The organism is Solimonas variicoloris DSM 15731, assembly GCF_000382285.1.
GTDB lineage: Bacteria > Pseudomonadota > Gammaproteobacteria > Nevskiales > Nevskiaceae > Solimonas > Solimonas variicoloris.
Genome location: NZ_KB907959.1, coordinates 1 through 18,076, shown reverse-complemented (window position 1 = coordinate 18,076; position 18,076 = coordinate 1). Strand labels below are relative to the sequence as shown.

Annotated in this window: 16 protein-coding genes; 11 read left to right on the top strand and 5 right to left on the bottom strand. The window is 70.8% G+C overall.

The window, feature by feature from the left end; all coding sequences use genetic code 11:
- Positions 1–213: transposase (locus tag H149_RS21750; protein ID WP_020651298.1), on the bottom strand; the 213-nt coding region annotated here is incomplete at its 3' end.
- Positions 214–366: 153 nt separating this feature from the next.
- On the opposite strand from H149_RS21750, the gene H149_RS0118720 reads away from it, so the two are divergent.
- Complete coding sequence (locus H149_RS0118720; protein WP_020651297.1) at positions 367–2,160, top strand: monovalent cation:proton antiporter-2 (CPA2) family protein; 1,794 nt, start codon at positions 367–369, stop codon at positions 2,158–2,160.
- Between the two features lie 11 nt (positions 2,161–2,171).
- Positions 2,172–3,452 (top strand): adenylate/guanylate cyclase domain-containing protein, encoded by a 1,281-nt coding sequence (locus tag H149_RS0118715; protein ID WP_245540551.1) that lies wholly within the window; start codon positions 2,172–2,174, stop codon positions 3,450–3,452.
- A 14-nt stretch (positions 3,453–3,466) separates the two neighbouring features.
- On the opposite strand, the gene H149_RS0118710 is transcribed toward H149_RS0118715, so the two are convergent.
- Positions 3,467–4,399, bottom strand: coding sequence for an isoaspartyl peptidase/L-asparaginase family protein (locus H149_RS0118710; protein ID WP_020651295.1), 933 nt, complete (start codon positions 4,397–4,399; stop codon positions 3,467–3,469).
- A 107-nt stretch (positions 4,400–4,506) separates the two neighbouring features.
- Here H149_RS0118710 and H149_RS0118705 point away from each other — a divergent pair, with 107 nt between their 5' ends.
- Positions 4,507–5,892 carry a sodium:solute symporter family transporter gene (locus H149_RS0118705; protein ID WP_039749514.1) on the top strand — a complete coding sequence of 462 codons (1,386 nt, stop codon included), beginning with the start codon at positions 4,507–4,509 and terminating at the stop codon, positions 5,890–5,892.
- A gap of 64 nt (positions 5,893–5,956) precedes the next feature.
- Here H149_RS0118705 and H149_RS0118700 read toward each other — a convergent pair whose 3' ends face one another.
- Together H149_RS0118700 and H149_RS0118695 are read right to left on the bottom strand one after the other, a co-directional pair.
- A complete protein-coding gene (locus H149_RS0118700) occupies positions 5,957–6,553 on the bottom strand; it encodes a redoxin domain-containing protein (RefSeq protein ID WP_020651293.1) in 597 nt (198 codons plus the stop codon).
- 26 nt (positions 6,554–6,579) lie between these two features.
- Positions 6,580–8,682: a protein-disulfide reductase DsbD family protein gene (locus H149_RS0118695; RefSeq protein WP_020651292.1), complete on the bottom strand. Its 2,103-nt coding sequence runs from the start codon at positions 8,680–8,682 to the stop codon at positions 6,580–6,582.
- Between the two features lie 142 nt (positions 8,683–8,824).
- Here H149_RS0118695 and H149_RS0118690 point away from each other — a divergent pair, with 142 nt between their 5' ends.
- From H149_RS0118690 to H149_RS0118675, 4 genes are all read left to right on the top strand, one after another.
- Positions 8,825–9,415, top strand: a complete 591-nt coding sequence (locus tag H149_RS0118690) for a DUF2845 domain-containing protein (protein WP_026353318.1) — start codon at positions 8,825–8,827, stop codon at positions 9,413–9,415.
- A 75-nt stretch (positions 9,416–9,490) separates the two neighbouring features.
- Positions 9,491–10,669, top strand: a complete 1,179-nt coding sequence (locus H149_RS0118685; protein ID WP_020651290.1) for a saccharopine dehydrogenase family protein — start codon at positions 9,491–9,493, stop codon at positions 10,667–10,669.
- On the top strand, positions 10,666–11,034 hold the full coding sequence (locus H149_RS0118680) for a DUF423 domain-containing protein (RefSeq protein WP_020651289.1): 369 nt from the start codon (positions 10,666–10,668) through the stop codon (positions 11,032–11,034). Before H149_RS0118685 ends, H149_RS0118680 begins: the two co-directional genes overlap by 4 nt.
- 196 nt (positions 11,035–11,230) lie before the next feature.
- Positions 11,231–11,992: a hypothetical protein gene (locus tag H149_RS0118675; protein WP_020651288.1), complete on the top strand. Its 762-nt coding sequence runs from the start codon at positions 11,231–11,233 to the stop codon at positions 11,990–11,992.
- 11 nt (positions 11,993–12,003) lie between these two features.
- Here H149_RS0118675 and H149_RS23695 read toward each other — a convergent pair whose 3' ends face one another.
- Positions 12,004–12,696, bottom strand: a complete 693-nt coding sequence (locus tag H149_RS23695) for a response regulator (RefSeq protein ID WP_020651287.1) — start codon at positions 12,694–12,696, stop codon at positions 12,004–12,006.
- Between the two features lie 465 nt (positions 12,697–13,161).
- On the opposite strand from H149_RS23695, the gene H149_RS0118665 reads away from it, so the two are divergent.
- The 4 genes from H149_RS0118665 to H149_RS0118650 all read left to right on the top strand — a co-directional run bounded on the left by H149_RS0118665 (position 13,162) and on the right by H149_RS0118650 (position 17,819).
- On the top strand, positions 13,162–14,427 hold the full coding sequence (locus H149_RS0118665) for an RsmB/NOP family class I SAM-dependent RNA methyltransferase (protein ID WP_169518379.1): 1,266 nt from the start codon (positions 13,162–13,164) through the stop codon (positions 14,425–14,427).
- Positions 14,428–14,539: 112 nt separating this feature from the next.
- Positions 14,540–15,232: a TetR/AcrR family transcriptional regulator gene (locus H149_RS0118660; RefSeq protein ID WP_020651285.1), complete on the top strand. Its 693-nt coding sequence runs from the start codon at positions 14,540–14,542 to the stop codon at positions 15,230–15,232.
- Positions 15,216–16,697, top strand: a complete 1,482-nt coding sequence (locus H149_RS0118655; RefSeq protein ID WP_051101907.1) for an efflux transporter outer membrane subunit — start codon at positions 15,216–15,218, stop codon at positions 16,695–16,697. Before H149_RS0118660 ends, H149_RS0118655 begins: the two co-directional genes overlap by 17 nt.
- Before the next feature lie 72 nt (positions 16,698–16,769).
- Complete coding sequence (locus H149_RS0118650; RefSeq protein WP_020651283.1) at positions 16,770–17,819, top strand: efflux RND transporter periplasmic adaptor subunit; 1,050 nt, start codon at positions 16,770–16,772, stop codon at positions 17,817–17,819.
- The last annotated feature ends 257 nt before the right edge of the window (positions 17,820–18,076 follow it).

Genomic DNA, 18,076 nt, shown 5'->3' with positions numbered 1-18,076 from the left:
CGTCGTCTGCTGCCGGCAGCGGCAGCACTGGAAGTGCTCACGCGCGTCGCGCTCAAACACGCTGTGCCGGGTGTCCCCGCAGGCCGGACACACGAAGCCATCCGGCCAGCGCGACTGCTTCAGTGCCGCAATGCACTGCGCCTCGCTGCCGTAGCGTTTCATGAACTCGCCCAGCGACAGCCCTTTCTGAAACTGAACCCGATTCATCGACATCGCACGACTCCTTCAGAACCATGCCGATATCTTCCGCATCAACAGGCTCAGTACCTGAGCCCAGCTGCGATTCGGGCCTAATCACGTTGTGAAGTAACGCTTTGGAAATCTCCATAAGTTTATAAATTGAAAGGAAATAGATGAATCTGGGAGTTGGCGGTGCTCGGTGATATCGCCCTGTTTCTGGCGGCAGCGGTGCTGTTCGTGCCTCTGTTCCGCAAGCTCGGCCTGGGTGCCGTGCTCGGCTACGTCGCCGCCGGCATCATCATCGGCCCGTCCACGCTCGGCGTGATCGGCGAGCCCGAACGCGTGCTGCACTTCGCGGAATACGGCGTCATCCTGCTGATGTTCATCATCGGGCTCGAGCTGGAGCCGAGCCGCCTCTGGGCGATGCGGCGCGCGGTGTTCGGCCTCGGTGGCGCGCAGGTCCTGCTCAGCACGGCGGGGCTCGGCCTCGTCGGCCTCGGGCTCGGGCTCGACGGGCGCACCGCGCTGGTCGCGGCCTTCGGTCTGGCGACGTCGTCGACGGCGATGGTGCTGCAGCTGCTCGCCGAGCGCCGCGAGCTGACCACGCGCCACGGCCGCCTGGCGTTCTCGATCCTGCTGTTCCAGGACCTCAGCGTGATTCCGTTCCTGGCGCTGATCCCGCTGCTCGCCGGCAATGGCGACGAGCTTGGCGGGCACGGCTGGATCGACGCGCTGAAGACGCTCGGCATGTTCTTCCTGGTCGTGCTCGGCGGACGCTACGCGGTGCGTCCGGTGATGCGCCGCGTCGCCGCCGCCGAGACGCCGGAGCTGTTCACCGCCGCGGCGCTGCTGATCGTGATCGGCACCGCGCTGGCGATGAACGCGGTCGGCCTGTCGATGTCGCTCGGCGCCTTCCTGGCCGGCGTGCTGCTGTCCGAATCCGAGTTCCGCCACGAGCTGCAGGCCGACATCGAACCGTTCAAGGGCCTGCTGCTCGGCCTGTTCTTCATCGCCGTCGGCATGTCCGCCGACGTCCAGGAACTCTTCTCGCAGCCGCTGCAGATCCTCGCGCTGGTCCTCGTGCTGCTGGCGATCAAGGCCGCGGTGCTGTGGGGCGTCGGCCGCATCGAAGGCATGAACGGCGACGATGCCGGCGCGCTGGCGGCTTCGCTGGCGCAGGGCGGCGAGTTCGCGTTCGTGCTGTTCTCGGCGGCGGTCGCCGCCGGCGTGATGAGCGCCGAGCTGTCGGCGACGCTGGTGCTGGTCGTCACCCTGTCGATGATCGCCACGCCGCCGCTGGTCGCGCTGCAGGCGCGCCTGCGCCGGCGCAAGGAGGCGCGGCCGTACGACGAGATCCGCACCGACGAGCACGAGGTGCTGATCGCCGGCTTCGGCCCGTTCGGGCAGATCGTCGCGCGCATCCTGCGCGTCAAGCGCATTCCGTTCACCGTGCTCGACAAGGATTTCGCGCACGTCGACTTCGTGCGCCAGTTCGGCAACAAGATCTTCTACGGCGACGCCAGCCGGCTCGACCTGCTGCGCGCCGCGCATGCCGACAAGGCGCGGCTGCTGGTGCTGGCGATCCCGGACGTCGAGGCCTCGCTGCGCACCGCCGAAACCGCGCGCCGCAACTTTCCGCAGTTGCGCATCTTCGCCGCCGCGGTCAATCGCCAGCACGCGCTGCAGCTGATGGCGCTCGGCATCGATCCGCAGGACGTCATCCGCCGCAGCTACTACTCGTCGCTCGAAATGACGCGGCGCGTGCTGGAAGGTCTCGGCGACAGTGACGAAGCGGCCAATCGCGCCGTCGAGCTGTTCCGGCGCCACGACGATGAATTGCTCGCGCGCCAGTTCGCGCTGCCGCGCGGTGACGTGCAGAAGATGCAGCAGACCACCGCCGACGCGGCCCGCGAGCTCGAGCAGCTGTTCGCCGAGGACCGCGAGCCGGCCCCGGCCGAGGCGCGGAGAACCGGCACGTGATGGATGGCGCGATGGTCGCCCACACCGTCGTCGCGCTGGTCGCGCTCGGCATGGGGCTGGCCTTCATCTCGGCCGACCGCAAGTCGCCGACCTCGCGCGCGCTGGCGGCGACCTACGCCTATGTCGGCATCTCGATCTACCTGAACCTGGTCTGGACCAACACGCACGCCGAGCTGCCCGCGTGGACGGCGTGGTTCGCGCTGCCGGAGGCGGCGGCGACGGTGGCGATGCTCGAATGGGTGATCCGCGTGCGCCGCACGGTGCCGGTCAACTTCGAACTCGACACCCGCTTCGGCGATCGCGTGCTGCGCTCAGGGCAGGCGGCCGGCGCACTCTACGGCCTGGCTTCGCTGTTGTGGCCGGACGTGCGCATGACGCACTTCCTGCGCGCCGGCGCCAACCCGGCGATGTTCGCGACCGGCGGTTTCTGGCTGTTCGCGGCGCCGCTGCTGTACGCGGTGCTGTCCGGCCTGATCGGTATCCTGCTGCTGCTCAACCGCCGTCCCGACCGCGCCGAGACCACGCGCGTGCTGGCGATGGCGATCGCCGTGCCGTTCCTCGTCATCAGCTTCGTGCTGCCGGTCGACGCCGCCGCGGTGTCGGTGGTGATCGGCGAGATCATCTTCTTCATCGGCTCGACGCACTACCACGTGCTGCAGGGCCAGCGCGGCCAGTTCATGTCGCGCTTCCTGTCGCCGCAGGTCGCCCAGCTGGTCGCCGAGCAGGGCCTGGCGCGGGCGATGCAGGAGAGCCAGCGCGAGATCACCGTGGTCTGCTGCGACCTGCGCCGCTTCACGCCGTACGCAGCGGCTATGCCTTCTTCGCGCGTGCTGCAGGTCCTGCGCGAGTACTACGACGCGGTCGGCGAGGTGGTGTCCGCGTACGGCGCGACGATCAAGGACTTCGCCGGCGACGGCATCCTGATCCTGGTCGGCGCGCCGCTGCCGGTGCCGTACCACGCGCAGCGCGCGCTGGAAATGGCGCAGCGCATCCGCGACGCGGGGCTGGCGCTGACGCAGCGCTGGAGCACGCCCGAGCATCCGCTCGGCATCGGCATCGGCGTGGCGACCGGCATGGTCACGATCGGCGTCATCGGCTCGGCCTCCCGGCTCGAATACACCGCGGTCGGCTCGACGGTGAATCTCGCCTCGCGGCTCTGCGAGCAGGCCGCCAACGGCGAGATTCTGGTCGACGAGCGGACCGCCGATCTGGCCGGCGGCGAGCTGCTGCAGGCGCGCGAGGCGATCGTCGTCAAGGGCTTCAGCGAGCCAGTGCCGCGCTACGCGCTGTAGCGATGCCGCCGGCTTCAGCTTGTACCGACCGCGACGTGGATCGCGCCGTCGTCGCCGGTCCAGGCGCGGAACATCGCGCGCGAGTTGAACGGCAGTGCGATGTGGCCGCCGCGGTCGATCGCGATGCAGCCGCCGCGGCCGCCATACGCGGCGACGCGCGCCAGGCTGCGCGCGCAGGCGTCGGCCAGCGCGGCGCCGGCGTAGTGCATCTGCGCGTCGACGTCGAAGCCGAAGCCGGCGCGGATGAAGGCCTCGCCGGTGCCGGTGCAGGAGATCGCCGCGCTGCGGTCGTCGGCGAAGGTGCCGGCGCCGATCACCGGCGTGTCGCCGATGCGGCCCGGATGCTTGTTGGTGAGGCCGCCGGTGCTGGTTGCCGCGGCGAGGTGTCCGTGCGCGTCGAGCGCCACGGCGCCGACCGTGCCGAAGCCGCCGCCGGCGGCCGGCGGCGGATCGTCGTAGGCCGAGTCGTGATCGAGGACGATGACCTGGTGGGTCTGCGCCTTGCGCAGCTGGCGGCGGCGCAGATCGGTGATGAAGTAGTCGGGCGCGACCACATCGAGGCCGAGTTCGGCATTCAGCGCGTCGGCGCCGGCGCCCATGAACATCACGTGCGGCGAGCGCTCCATCACCGCGCGCGCCAGGCGCACCGGACTCTTCGAGTGCGAGACGCCGGCGACGGCACCGCAGGCGCGATCGCGGCCGTCCATGATCGCCGCGTCGAGCTCGGGCAGGCCGTCGCGGTTGAGCACGCCGCCGACGCCGGCATTGAACAACGGACATTCCTCGAGGCGGATCACCATGCGCTCGACGACGTCGAGGCTGCTGCCGCCGTGGCGCAGCATTTGCAGGCCCTCGGCGGCGATGCGCTGCAGCGCGGCGCGCTGTTCGCGCGTGTCGGCGCCGTCGTCGAGTTCGCCGGCGCCGCCGTGAAGGGCGAGACGGATCATGGCATGCGTTCCTGGATGCGGGGCGCAGAGCCTAACGCCGCGCGGGCACGGCGCCCAGCCCGGGTTTTCGCCCGGCGCGCGCCTGGCAGGGGCAAGGGGAGGAACACGTGAATCTGGTGTTGTTCGCGGTGCTGGCTTACATCGCGCTGCAGGTGCTGGTGGCGCTGGTCGCGACGCGGCGCGTCGCCGGCGAGTCGGACTATCTGCTCGCCGGCCGCAGCCTCGGACCGTGGCTGGCGACCTTCGGCGTGTTCGCGACCTGGTTCGGCGCCGAGACCTGCATCGGTGCCGCCGGCGAGGCTTACCGCGGCGGCCTGCGCGCAGTCGCCGCCGATCCGTTCGGTTATGCCCTCGGCCTCGCCGCCGCCGGGCTGTTCTTCGCGGCGACGCTGTGGCGACGCGGCCTGGTCACGCTCGCCGATCTGTTCCGCCAGCGCTACGGCGGCGGCGTCGAGCGCTTCGCTGCGCTGGTGATGATCCCGGGCTCGCTGCTGTGGGCCGCCGCGCAGGTGCGCGCCTTCGGCCAGGTGCTGGCTTCGACCGGCGATCTCGGCGTGTTCGCGGCGACCACGCTGGCGGCCGTGGTCGTCGTCGCCTATACCGCGATCGGCGGCATGTGGGCGGATTCGTGGACCGATCTCGTGCAGGGCCTGGTGCTGATCGCCGGCGTGCTGGCGATCGGCCTGGTGTTCGCGCACGACGGCGGGCTCGCGCAGCTGTCGCTCGGCGGCATCGGTGCGCTCGACCCCGACGAACCGTCGCGGCCGCTCATCGAGGCACTGGCGGTGCCGATCTTCGGCACCATCGCCGCGCAGGAGCTGGTCGCGCGCTTCCTGGCGATGCGCAGCCCGGCGCTGGCGCGCGGCGCGACGCTCGCCGGCGCGCTGCTGTACCTGTCGGTCGGCATCGTGCCGGTGCTGCTCGGGCTCGGCGCCGCCGCCACGCTCGGCGACGGCCTCGAGCCCGAGCAGCTGCTGTCGCGCCTCGCGCAAACGCATCTGCCGCTGCCGCTCTACATCCTGTTCCTCGGTGCGCTGGTCTCGGCGATCCTGTCGACGCTGTCCGGCACGCTGCTGGTGGTCGGCTCGCTGGCGGCGCACAACCTCGCCGCGCCGCTGCTGACGCGCTGGCGCGGCCGCGCGCCGAACGAAGCGCAGCGCCTGCGCTTCAACCGCATCGCGGTGGTGGTGTTCGGCACGCTCGCGTACCTCATCGCGCTCGCCTCCGACAGCATGTACGCGCTGGTCGAGGAAGCGTCCGGGCTCGGCTCGTCGGGCGTGTTCGTGATGATGCTGGCGGCGCTGTGGCTGCCGCGTTTCGGCGGTGCGCCGAGCGCGGTCGCGGCGCTGCTCGCCAGCGTCGGCGTCTACGTCGTCGGCGAGCACCTGCTCGGCTGGTCGTATCCGTACCTCGCCTCGCTGGCGGCCGCGGCGCTCGCGTATCTGGTCTGCGCGCCGCTGCGCGCGCCGGCGCGTGTCGGCCCGGCTGCCTGACGCAGAGCGAGCCCCGGCGACAAGGGCGGGCGTCAGGCCGGCCGGGAGGCGGCGCGACGGGCTGTCAGTACTTCACCGAGCAGCCGTAGGGTGGGGTCACCGGCTCGCTGACCGGCAGGCCGGCCATCGCCTCGGCGAGCGCGATCTTCACGTACGGCTTGGCCCTGGCGATGTCATCGACGTCGGCGCTGGCGATGCTGTCGATGCCGCCGGCGTAGATCAGCGTGCCGTGTGGATCGACGATGAACAGGTGCGGCGTGGTCTTGGCGGCGTAGAGACGGCCGAGCGTCCCCGACGGGTCGAGCAGCACCTTGCTCGGTGCCGCGCCGCGCTGCCGGGTCAGTGCGTCGGCCTCGGCGCCGCTGACGTGGCCCTGTTTGCCGGGTGCCGACGAAATCACGCTGAGCCAGGCCGCGCCCTGTGCGGTCGCCTCCTTCTGCAGCGCCTGCATATTGCCCTGGTAGTGCTTCTGCACGAACGGGCAGCCGGCGTTGGTCCATTCCAGCACGACGAACCGGCCGCGATAGGCGGACAGCGTCACCGCCTGGCCGGCACTGTCGGTGGCGCTGAAGGCGGGCGCCGGGCTGCCGACTTTCGGCACGGCGTCGGCGGCGCTGCCGAGCAGCAGGGCGGCGGCGGACAGCAGGGCAGCGAGGCGCATGGCCGGACTCCGGGCGTGGCGAGCGATCATTCGACGGCGGCGGCGACGAGCTCCGGCGTCAGCAGCTGCGGCAGGATCTTCGGCTCGCCGCCGCGCACGTAGACCAGATACAGCGGCACGCCGTTGCGGCCGAAGCGGGCCAGCTCGGCGGTGATCGCCGGATCGGCGCGCGTCCAGTCGGCGACCAGCACCGCGACCTCGCGTTCCTGGAAGCGCTGGATCACTTTCGATGAGCGCAGCGCGACGCGTTCGTTGACCTTGCAGCTGAGGCACCAGTCGGCGGTGAAGTCGACGAAGACCGTGCGGCCTTCGGCGCGCAGTTCGGCGACGCGCTGCGTCGACCAGGGCTCGCTGCGCAGTTCGCCGACCACGGCGGCGCCGTCGGCCGGCGCGCGTTCGGAGCCCTGCGGCAGCGTCACCAGCAGGCCCAGCGCGAGCGCCGCGGCGAGCAGCTTGGCGAGCGCGGCGACCAGTCCGTGCGCAGCCCACAGCCACAGCACGAAGGCGATCAGCACCAGACCGACGAGCAGCTGCGCGCCGGCGCTGACGTCGAGCTGGCGGGCGACGACCCAGACCAGCCAGACCACCGACAGATACAGCGGGAAGGCCATCAGCTGCTTGAAGCGTTCCATCCAGGCGCCGGGCCGCGGCAGCAGGCGCGCCGCCGCCGGCACGAAGCCGATGACGAGGAACGGCAGTGCCAGGCCCAGGCCGAGCGCCGCGAAGATCGCCAGCGCGTAGGCCGGCGGCTGCAGCATCGCGTAGCCGATCGCGGCGCCCATGAACGGCGCCGTGCAGGGGCTGGCGACGACCACCGCCAGCACGCCGGTGAAGAACGCGCCGGCCAGACCCTTCTGCTCGGTCAGTCCCTGGCCGAGATTCATCAGGCGCGTGCCGAACTGGGCGACGCCGGACAGCGACAGGCCGAGCGCGAACAGCAGGTACGCGAGCAGGCCGACGAACACCGGCGACTGCAGCTGGAAGCCCCAGCCGACCGCCTGCCCGGCGCGCTGCAGCAGCAGGATCGCGATCGCCGCGGCCAGGCACGACAGCACCACGCCGGCGCTGTAGGCGAGCGACTGGGCGCGCTGACCCTCATGACCGGCGCGGGCCAGCGACAGCGCCTTGAGCGACAGCACCGGGAACACGCAGGGCATCAGATTCAGGATCAGGCCGCCGAGCAGCGCCAGGCCCAGCGCCGCGACCAAGCTCAGCGGCGCGCCGCCGTCGGCGCCGGCGAGCGCAGCGGCGTCGGGCGGCAGGCCGACGCTGGCTCCGGCGGTGGCCGGCGCCGGCGTGCCGACGGGCACCGCGGCGACCGCACCCGGCGCGGCGTGGATTTCGTAGGCCTGCGTGCGCTCGCCGTGGCTGACGACCAGCACGCCGTCGACCTGCGCCGGCGCCTCGACGAAATAGGCGCTCGCCGCCTGGCTCAGGCGCAGACTGTCGCCGTCGTGCGCGAGGCGCTGCGGCGCGGCGTGATTGACGAGGTCGCTGGCGTACGGGAAGAAGGCGATCCGGCTCGCGTCGCGCAGCGCCGCGTCGCGGACCTGCAGCGACACCGTGTCGCCGGCGACGGCGAACTGCGCCGGCCAGTCGACCGCCTGCGGCAGCTCAGCGCGCGTGCGCGCGAAGGCGGCGCGCCACTGCGGATCGGGATCGGCCGCGGCGGCGACGTCGAGCCGCAGCTCGAGCTCGGCGCTGCCGGGGATGCAGATGTCCTTGCAGACCAGCCACTTCGCGGTCGCCGCCAGCGTCTGCGCGCCACGCGTGCCGGCCGCGACCTGCAGCGGCACCAGGTGCAGGGTGTCTTCGCCGTAACCATAGTTGACGAGATCGCCGAGCCGTTCGGCATGCGGGTACGGCCAGACGATGTCGCCGGCCGTGAGGCCGGCCGGCAGCCGCCATTCGAGCTTGGTCGGAATGCCGGAGTCGCCGGGATTGCGCCAGTAGACGTGCCACTGCGGGTCCGGCTTGAGGCGCAGCGCGAGCCAGTTGGTCTGGCCGGCGACCAGCGCGCCGCGTTCGGCGACCAGCTCGGCCTCGACCGGGCCGGCGCGGACCGGCGCCGCCTGCGTCAGCGGCGACAGGATCAGGAACAGCAGGCTCAGCAGCAGGCGGATGTTCATGGAGCGGTCTGGGGAAAAGCGGTCTAATGACCCGGTGTGGCCGGCCGAGTTCAGGGCGCGGACGAAAACCGGGCGCTGCCGCCGGCACGCCGTCAGCCGGACGTCACGCGGCGGGTTCGCCATGGCGACAAGGATAACGATGATGCGCAATCTTCTGTTGGCGGCGGTGCTGATGGCGTCGGCCGCGCCGGCCTTGGCCGTCGACACCCTGCGCTGCGGTTCGCGGCTGGCGAACGTCGACATGACCGCCGCCGAGGTGCTGGCCGTCTGCGGCGAGCCGGATTACCGCGATGTCTGGCGCGTGCCCGGCGCGGCGCCGGGTTATCTCGGCGCCGTCGAGGAATGGACCTACAACCGCGGCTCGAGCCAGCTGCTGTGGGTGCTGCGCTTCCGCAACGGCCGCCTGCAGCGCATCGATGCCGACGGCTACGGCTTCGCCGCCGACGCGGCGCAGGACTGCGCGCAGCGCGGCATCCAGCGCGGCATGAGCAAGTACCGGCTGGTCGCGCAATGCGGCGAGCCGGTGACCAAGACCGCTGACGTGGTGCAGGCGCCGGTCGAGCGGCACTCGCGCGTCTACGATCCGCGCGCCGAGTACGGCGGCTGGGAGACGGTCTATCGCGAGGAATGGGTCTACAACTTCGGCGCCGCCCGCTTCATGCGCATCGTCCACCTCGACAACGGACGCGTCACCGACGTCGAGTTCGGCGGGCGCGGCTTCGATGCGCGCTGAGCGCATGCCGTGCCGACTTGACCGTCGCCGGCCGCGCGCCTCTATGATCGCCGCATAAAGATTCGGGGAGAACGCATGGCGAAAAGCCGCAAATACGACATCGTGCTGTTCGGTGCGACCGGCTTCACCGGCCAGCTGACCGCCGAGTATCTGGCCTGCAACGGTGGCGAGTCCTTGCGCTGGGCGCTCGCCGGGCGCTCGCCGGACAAGCTCAAGCTGGTACGCGCGCGCCTCGCCGATCTCAATCCGGCCTGCGCCGGACTCGATCTGCTGAGCGCCGATGTCGACGACGCGCCGTCGCTGAAGGCCGTCGCCGAGTCGGCGCGCGTCGTCATCACCACGGTCGGCCCGTACATCGTGCACGGCGAGCCACTGGTCGCGGCCTGCGCCGCCGCCGGCACTGATTACGTCGATCTGACCGGCGAGCCCGAGTTCGTCGACCGCATGTGGCTGCAGTACCACGACGAGGCGCGCGACAGCGGCGCCCGCATCGTCCATTGCTGCGGCTTCGACAGCGTGCCGCACGATCTCGGCTGCTGGTTCACCGTGCAGCAGCTGCCCGAGGAAGTGCCGCTGCGCGTGCAGGGTTTCGTGCGTGCCGGCGGACAGTTCTCCGGCGGCACCCTGCATTCGGCGGTGCTGGCGATGTCGCGGCTGCGCCAGTACGGCAAGACGCGCCGCGAGCGTCGCCAGCGTGAAGGCTGGCCGGTCGACCGCCGCGTCGGCGCGCTGCATCGCGGCCTGCGCTATCTGCGCGAGATCGGCGCCTGGGCGGTGCCGCTGCCGACCATCGATCCGCAGATCATCCGCCGCAGCGCCGCGGCCATCGACCGCTACGGCTCCGATTTCCGCTATGGCCACTATCTGCAGGTCAAGCACCTGCGCTCGCTCGTCGAACTGCTCGGCGGCAGCGCGGCGCTGATGCTGGGCGCGCAGTTCAAGCCGACCCGCGAGCGCCTGCTGCGGCTGCGCCGGCCGGGCGAGGGCCCGAGCGCGGCGCAGCGCGCCAAGGGCTGGTTCAAGATCCTGTTCGTCGGCGAAGGCGGCGGCAAGACCGTGCGCTGCGAGGTGTCCGGCGGCGATCCGGGCTACGGCGAGACCGCCAAGATGCTCGCCGAGTCGGCGCTGTGCCTGGCTTTCGACAAGCTGCCGCGTACCGCCGGCTGCGTGACGCCGGCGCAGGCGATGGGCAACGCGCTGATCGAGCGTCTGCAGCGCCGCGGCATCCGTTTCCGCGTGCTGGAATCGACATGAGAGCGTTCCTGATCATTGGCGCCGTCTACGGCCTGCTCGGCGTCGCCTTCGGCGCGTTCGGCGCGCATGCGCTGCGCGCGCGGCTGTCGCCGGATCTGCTGGCGATCTGGCACACCGGCGTCGAGTACCAGTTCTACCATGCCGCGGCGCTGCTGCTGGTCGGCCTGTGGCTGCGCGCGCAGCCGGGCATCGCGCTGCAGATCGCCGGCGTCTGCTTCGCGCTCGGCGTGCTGGTGTTCTCGGGCAGTCTCTACGCCCTCGCGCTCAGCGGCGTGCGCGACCTCGGCGCCGTCACGCCGATCGGCGGCGTGCTGTTCCTCGCCGGCTGGCTGGCCGTGCTGGTGGCGGCGCTGCGCGCGCGTTAGGGACGGTCTGCACACGCCGGCATCGCCGGGCCGCGCCACGGCCGTGGCGAGCCAATGCGCCGCTGGCTCGCGGCGTCGCCTGCGGCGCCTCGCCACGACGGGGGATGAACTTTTTCAGAGGTTGGACGCGGCATCCTCTTGCGCGGCCGTGCCGCCGCTGCCGAGAATGCGGCGGTTTCCCCCGACGGAGTGTGCGATGCCGTTTCGCTGGCCACTACTGGGTGCCGTTCTGCTGCTCGGCGCCTGCGGCAGTTCCGACGACGGCCCCGGCCATGCCGGCGGCATCGGCGGCGGCAGCGACGCGCTGTCGACGGCGGCGGGCATCTACTACGGACAGATCGGCAGCGGCAGCAGCGCGCCAACGCTGTTCGGCCTCGTCGCGCCGGACGGCAAGGCGCGTTTCGTCGAGACGGACGGCGACGTCTATCGCGTGATCAGCACGGCGCCGCTGCTGCCGGCGGCGGACGGCGGTTTCACGGTCGGGTTCTATCGCTACAGCAACGGCCGGCGCGATGCGCGCGGTACGCTGCAGGGACAGCTCGCCGATGCGTCGATCGCCGGCACGCTCGATGACGGCAGCAGCGCGCGTTCATACGCGCTGGACGCCGTCAGCCGCGATTACGACCGCCCGGCGGCGCTCGCGACGCTGGCCGGAACCTACAGCGCCAGCTACAGCGTCGACGGTCAGAACCTGACGCTGACGCTGGCCGTCGACGCGGACGGCAGCATCAGCGGCGACGACGGCGCGAGCTGCCGCTACACTGGCTCGGCGCGCGTTCCGGATCCTGCGCACAACGGCTACGAAGTCCGCCTCGAACCGTCATGCGCGCTCGGCCGGCTCGATGGCCTCGGCGCCTACTATCCTGGCAGCCTGCTGGGCCTCGGGCCGGACCGGTTCCGGCTCGTCGTCAGCAACGACAGCTTCGGCTTCTATCTGGTGCTGACGCGCGCGTCCTGAGAGACGTGCGCTCAGGCGCGACCGAGCGCGCGCAGCAGTGCGTCGGACACCGGGCCGAGCACGCGCTGCGTGACCTCCTCGATGTCGCGCGTCAGCTGGCCGCGCAGCGCGACCAGCTCCTGATCGATGCGGCGTTCGAGCTCGCCGACGCGGGCCTCGAGCTGGGCGAGCTGCTCCGACGGCGGCAGCCGCGCCTCGGTGGCGCGCAGGGCCTCGCGCAGTTCGGCGAGTTCGGCGCCGTAGTCGGCGGACGGCACCGGCACGGCCGCTTCCGCATCGCCGGCCTCGTCCACCGGCCCGGCCGTGGCCAGACTTTGCGCGATCGCCTGCTCGCTGGCCTGCTGCTCGACCGAGGCGAGCACGCGCTGCAGCAGTTCCGGCGTCGGCGGCTTCGGCAGCACGCCGACGGCGCCCTGTTCGCGCGCTTCGGCGACGAAGGCCTCGCCCTCGTTCGACGAGCAGATGATGATCGGGATCGCCGCGGTCTCCGGATCCTGCTTGAGCTGGCGCAGCGCCTCGAAGCCGTCGATGCCCGGCATGATGTGATCGAGGAAGATCAGATCCGGGCGCTGCTGCTGGAGCGCGAGATAGGCCTGCTGGGCACTGTCGGCGGTGTCGACCTTGAAGGCGTGGCCTTCCAGATAGCGGCGCAGCGCGAAGCGCGCCGATTTCGAATCGTCGACGACCAGAGCGGTCCTGTGCATCGCGTTTTCCCCCCGGAAAAGCGTTCGGTTGTTCGGCGGCGAATCTAGCATCGCGTCCGCCCCCTGTGCAGCGCACCAGGCAGTCGCGCGGAGCGGAAGGGAGCGGCGACGGGACGAGCGGTGGGTCTTCGCGCACTTTCGAGTGCGCAAACGCAAACGGCGACGCGGGAGGCGTCGCCGTTCGTTGCAGACAAAATGAGCGCGGAGCCGTCCGGCGCCGCGCCCAAATTGCGGGCCTTTAAACTTACTTTTTCTTCGCAGCTTTCTTCGGAGCAGCTTTCTTCGCTTTCTTCGCGGCAGCCATGGCACTTCTCCTTTCAAGCTTGGAAATATGGCGGCGCCGTGAGCCCCCAGGCACGCGGTCGACCAGCCACGACCGATCGTGTCACCGCCCCTTATCCAACACAATAGGTTGTGGTCGATGATCCGACGAACGGTCATTTTCTGTCCGCCGCGGTGCCGTCCGTGACGGCCGCCCCCGAACCCCGGCGCCTGCGCGCGCCGCAGTGGCGCGCGGCGCTCGCCGTGCTCGACGCGGTCTGGACCGAGCGGCGCAACGCCGACGCCAGCCTGCAGGCCTGGTTCCGCGAGCATCGCGAGATGGGCAGCCGTGACCGCGCGCTGGTCGGCGCGCTGGTCTACGGCGTGCTGCGCGACGCGATGCACCTGCAGCGCATGGCCGGTGACGAGGCCTCGGCGGCGACGCTGCTGGCGCTGCACGCGCTCGAGCTGCCGGATCTCTCGGCCGAGGCGCTGCGCGCGGTCGCCGGTGCGGCGCTCGACGATGCGATCGCGCGGCGCGACGCCTTCGATGCGCGGACGCTGACCGAGGCCGAGCGCGGCAACGTGCCGGCGCCGGTCTGGGATGCCTGGTGCGCGCAGTACGGCGCCGCCGCGACGCGGCAACTGGCGCAGGCGCTCAATCGCGAGGCGCCGGTCGATCTGCGCGTCAACACGCTGAAGGCGACGCGCGCGCAGGCGCAAGCCGCGCTGGCGGAAGCCGGCATCGTCGCGCAGCCGACAACTTACGCGGCGACCGGCCTGCGCCTGGCGCGCCGCGCGGCGCTGCAGAACACGCGCGCCTGGCGCGAGGGCTGGATTGAGCCGCAGGACGAGGGCAGCCAGCTGCTCGGCGCCTTGCTCGGCGCGGGCGGCGGCGAACGCGTGGTCGATTTCTGCGCCGGTGCCGGCGGCAAGACGCTGGCGCTCGGCGCAGCGATGGGCGATCGCGGCGAGCTGTGGGCGCTGGATGTGTCGGCCGCGCGGCTGGCGCGTCTGGCGCCGCGTGCGGCACGGGCCGGCCTGACGATCGTGCGCACCCGCGCGCTGCCGGACGACGACTGGAGCGCGCGCCATGCCGGCCGCTGCGACGCGGTGCTGGTCGATGCGCCGTGCTCGGGCAGCGGCACCTGGCGGCGCAATCCGGAACTGCGGCTGCGACCGCTCGACCTGCCGGCGCTGGCCCGCGAGCAGGGCGAAATCCTCGCTGCCGCGGCGCGCCTCGTGCGGCCCGGCGGGCGCCTGGTCTATGGAACCTGCAGTGTGTTCGCCACCGAGAACGAGGCCGTCGTCGAGGCCTTTTTGCGCGAGCACCTGGATTTTTCGCTCGAAGCGGCCGCCGACGTGCTCGCCCTGCCGGCCCTGCGCCTGGACTCGCCCTATCTGCGATTGCTGCCGCATCTTCATGATACCGATGGATTTTTCGCAGCCCGTCTGGTTCGCGTCGGCTGAGTGGCCGGGCTTGTCAGGAATGTGACAGTTGCTCAGAATTTGAATCGAATTCAGAATCCGCGCCTCATTCGGGACGTGGAATATGGGAACTCGCGAGCGGCGGCGGCGGGAGGTGGCGGGGCGTGAACAGCTCTTCCTCGGTGCCGCGCGCGACCTGATCCGTCAGGAAGGTCTGCTGAATCTGCAGATGAGCCGGGTCGCCGAGATGTGCGACTACGCCGTCGGCACGCTGTACCAGCATTTCGTGTCCAAGGAAGACCTGCTCGTGGCGCTGGCCAGCGAGGAAGCGCAGGAGCGGGTGGACATGTTCCAGCGCGTCGCCCAGTGGAAGGCGAGCACGCGCGACCGGATGCTCGGCTTCGCCGTCGCCGACATGCTGTATGCGCGGCGCAGTCCGGAACATTTCCGTCTGCTCCAGTTCGCCTTTACCGAGGTGGTCTGGACGGCGGCGCCGGCGGCGCGGCGTCAGGCCTGCATCGAGGCCAACGCGCCGCTGCGGCAGGCGACGCTGGAACTGATCGACGAGGCCGTCGGCAACGGCGATCTCGACCTGCGTGGCCTGCGTCCGGACGAGTTTTGCCTGGCGCCGTGGGCGCTGGCGATCGGCATGCACTCGATCGTGCATACCAAGGGTTTGCTGGAGCAGCACGGCATCAGCGAGCCCTATCACTTGATGCTGCGTCACATCAGCGAGCTGCTGAACGGCCTGGGCTGGAAGCCGCTCGCCGATTCCACCGATCACGCCGCGCTCGACGCGCTGGCCGAACGAATCTGCAAAGAGGTGCTGCATGCGTACATTTGCTAAGACCCCTCTCGCGCTCGCGACCGCTGTGACCGTCGCCGTGCTCGCCGGCTGCGCCGTCGGCCCCGACTTCAAGACGCCGGACGCGCCCAAGGCCGAGCGCTACACCGCCGACGCGCTGCCGGCGCAGACGGCGGCGACCGGCGTGCCGGGCGGCGAGGCGCAGACCTTGCGGCCGGGCGCGGCGATTCCGGCGCAGTGGTGGGAGCTGTTTGGCTCGGAGCTGGTGCGCCAGCGCGTCGAACAGGCCTTTGCGCACAGCCCGACGGTGGTGGCGGCGCAGGCCGCACTGCGGCAGGCGCAGGAGAATCTCAACGCCGCGGTCGGCGGCTACTATCCGCGCGTCGACGGCGGCGCCTCGGTGTCGCGCCAGAAGGCGCTCAGCTCGACGACCGGCTCCAACTACATCTACAACCTGTACGGCGCGTCGGTCGACGTCTCGTACACGCTGGACCTGTTCGGCGGCGTGCGCCGCTCGGTCGAGGCGCAGGCGGCGCAGGCCGACTATCAGCAGTACCAGCTCGAAGGCACCTATCTGACGCTGGCCTCCAACGTGGTCGCGGCGACCGTGCAGGAGGCCTCGCTGCAGGAGCAGGTGACGGCGACCGAGGACATCGTCAAGGCGCTCGAGGAGCAGCTGCGCATCACCGAGAAGCAGTACGAGCTCGGCGGCGTGGCGCTGACCGACGTGCTGTCCTCGCGCACGCAGCTCGAGGACATCCGCTCGACGCTGCCGGCGCTGCGCCAGCAGCTGGCCCAGGTGCGCAGCCAGCTCGCCGTCTATCTCGGTCGCCTGCCGTCCGAGCAGGACGCGGCGGCGCTCGATCTGGCGCAGCTCAAGCTGCCGCAGCAGATTCCGCTGTCGCTGCCGTCGCAGCTCGCGCAGCAGCGGCCGGACATCCGTGCCGCCGAGGCGCAGCTGCACACCGCGTCGGCGAACGTCGGCGTGGCGACCGCCAATCTGTATCCGAGCCTGACGATCAGCGGCAGCTACGGCTCGCAGGCGGCGCGCGACGCCGACCTGTTCAAGTCGGCGAGCGAGGTGTGGTCGGTGGCCGCGGGTCTCACCGCGCCGCTTTTCCACGGCGGTGAGCTGCGCGCGCGCAAGCGGGCGGCGGTCGCCGCCTACGATCAGGCGCTGGCGAGCTATCAGCAGACCGTGCTGCAGGCGTTCGCCGACGTCTCGGACAGCCTGCACGCGCTCGACAACGACGCGCAGGCGCTGCAGTCGCGGCACGCGGCGCTGAGCAGCGCCGAGAAGAACCTCGATCTGGTGCAGCGCTCGTATCGCGCCGGTGCGGTCGGCTACGTCAACGTGCTCGTCGCCCAGCAGCAGCACCAGCAGGCCAAGATCAATTTCATCAGCGCGCAGGCGGCGCGCTTCCGCGACACCGCGGCGCTGTTCCAGGCGCTCGGTGGCGGGTGGTGGAACCGCGGCGCGACGCCGGCGACGGCCTCGGCGCAGTAGCGCCAAGCCATCGCCGCAGGTGTCCGCTTCGAAGCAATAACGCAGTCAAAACGCATCGGTTTGGGGAAACACATGAAACGCTGGGGAACACTCATCCTCGTCGTGGTCGCGCTGGTCGTCGTCGTCGCCGGCGTCTGGGGCGCCAAGATGTACATGACGGTCCAGGGCTTCAAGGCCATGGGCATCCAGAAGCAGACGATCTCGACCCTCAAGGTCGGCGAGCAGCCGTGGCGGCAGACGCTGACCGCGATCGGCAGCCTGCGCGCGGTGCGCGGCGCCGACCTGTCGAACGAAGTGGCTGGCATCGTCGAGGACATCCACTTCCAGTCGGGTCAGGAGGTCAAGGCCGGCACGCTGCTCGTGCAGCTGCGCGCCGCCGACGACATCGCCAGGCTGGCGTCGCTCAAGGCCAGCGCCGAGCTCGCGCAGACGATCGCCGAGCGTGACCGTCAGCAGCTCGATGCGCAGGCGATCAGCCAGGCCAGCTACGACACCAGCGCCGCCAACCTCAAGACCGCGAAGGCGCAGCTCGCCGAACAGCAGGCGCTGGTCGACAAGAAGTCGATCCGCGCGCCGTTCGCCGGCCAGCTCGGCATTCGTGCCGTCGATCCGGGCCAGTACGTCGCGCCGGGCACCAAGATCGTCACGCTGCAGCAGCTCGACCCGATCTATGTCGACTTCACGCTGCCGCAGCAGGCGCTCGCGCAGGTCGCGGTCGGCCAGGTCGTCAGCGCGCGCAGCGACACCTATCCGGATCTGGAGTTCAAGGGTGCGATCTCGGCGATCGACCCGAAGGTCGATGCCGACACGCGCAACGTGCAGGTGCGCGCCACGCTGAAGAATCCCAAGCGCCAGCTGCTGCCGGGCATGTACGCGAACGTCACGATCAACATCGGCGAGCCGCAGAACTACCTGACGCTGCCGCAGACGGCGATCACCTTCAACCCGTACGGCGAAACGGTGTTCGTCATCACCACGGCCGACCAGCTGAAGGCCGAGCAGGCCGAGCGCGCCAAGAAGATGGGCAGCGAAGAGGGCGACGCGGCGGCCGCGGCCAGCGGCATGCCGCAGCCGACCGGCGACATGCCGGTCGCCAAGCAGGTCTTCGTTAGTCGGTCCTGAAATATTCAATTCACCGCCGCCAGCCGCCGACCCGGCGGCCATGCCCCCCTCGTCACTGACCACCCGCTCAAGCATCCCGACCAGAAGCCAGAGTGCAAAAAGGGCCTTCAGTCCCAACCGGGCAATGGCCCGCATCAACCAGCGCAGGTTGTAGCCGGCGGCACACAACACCGGATGCAGCACATCCCCTTCCGATCCTTTGAGCCAGTTCCGCCGTAGTCCGCAGTCGTCCTTCAGGTGCCCGATCACCGGCTCCA

What these genes read in the sequence shown, in the direction of transcription:
- H149_RS0118715 (WP_245540551.1), top strand. Translation starts at nt 2,172, where the DNA reads ATGGTCGCCCACACCGTCGTCGCGCTGGTCGCGCTCGGCATGGGGCTG.
- H149_RS0118710 (WP_020651295.1), bottom strand. Translation starts at nt 4,399, where the DNA reads ATGATCCGTCTCGCCCTTCACGGCGGCGCCGGCGAACTCGACGACGGC.
- H149_RS0118700 (WP_020651293.1), bottom strand. Translation starts at nt 6,553, where the DNA reads ATGCGCCTCGCTGCCCTGCTGTCCGCCGCCGCCCTGCTGCTCGGCAGC.
- H149_RS0118695 (WP_020651292.1), bottom strand. Translation starts at nt 8,682, where the DNA reads ATGAACATCCGCCTGCTGCTGAGCCTGCTGTTCCTGATCCTGTCGCCG.
- H149_RS0118690 (WP_026353318.1), top strand. Translation starts at nt 8,825, where the DNA reads ATGCGCAATCTTCTGTTGGCGGCGGTGCTGATGGCGTCGGCCGCGCCG.
- H149_RS0118685 (WP_020651290.1), top strand. Translation starts at nt 9,491, where the DNA reads ATGGCGAAAAGCCGCAAATACGACATCGTGCTGTTCGGTGCGACCGGC.
- H149_RS0118680 (WP_020651289.1), top strand. Translation starts at nt 10,666, where the DNA reads ATGAGAGCGTTCCTGATCATTGGCGCCGTCTACGGCCTGCTCGGCGTC.
- H149_RS0118675 (WP_020651288.1), top strand. Translation starts at nt 11,231, where the DNA reads ATGCCGTTTCGCTGGCCACTACTGGGTGCCGTTCTGCTGCTCGGCGCC.
- H149_RS23695 (WP_020651287.1), bottom strand. Translation starts at nt 12,696, where the DNA reads ATGCACAGGACCGCTCTGGTCGTCGACGATTCGAAATCGGCGCGCTTC.
- H149_RS0118655 (WP_051101907.1), top strand. Translation starts at nt 15,216, where the DNA reads ATGCGTACATTTGCTAAGACCCCTCTCGCGCTCGCGACCGCTGTGACC.
- H149_RS0118650 (WP_020651283.1), top strand. Translation starts at nt 16,770, where the DNA reads ATGAAACGCTGGGGAACACTCATCCTCGTCGTGGTCGCGCTGGTCGTC.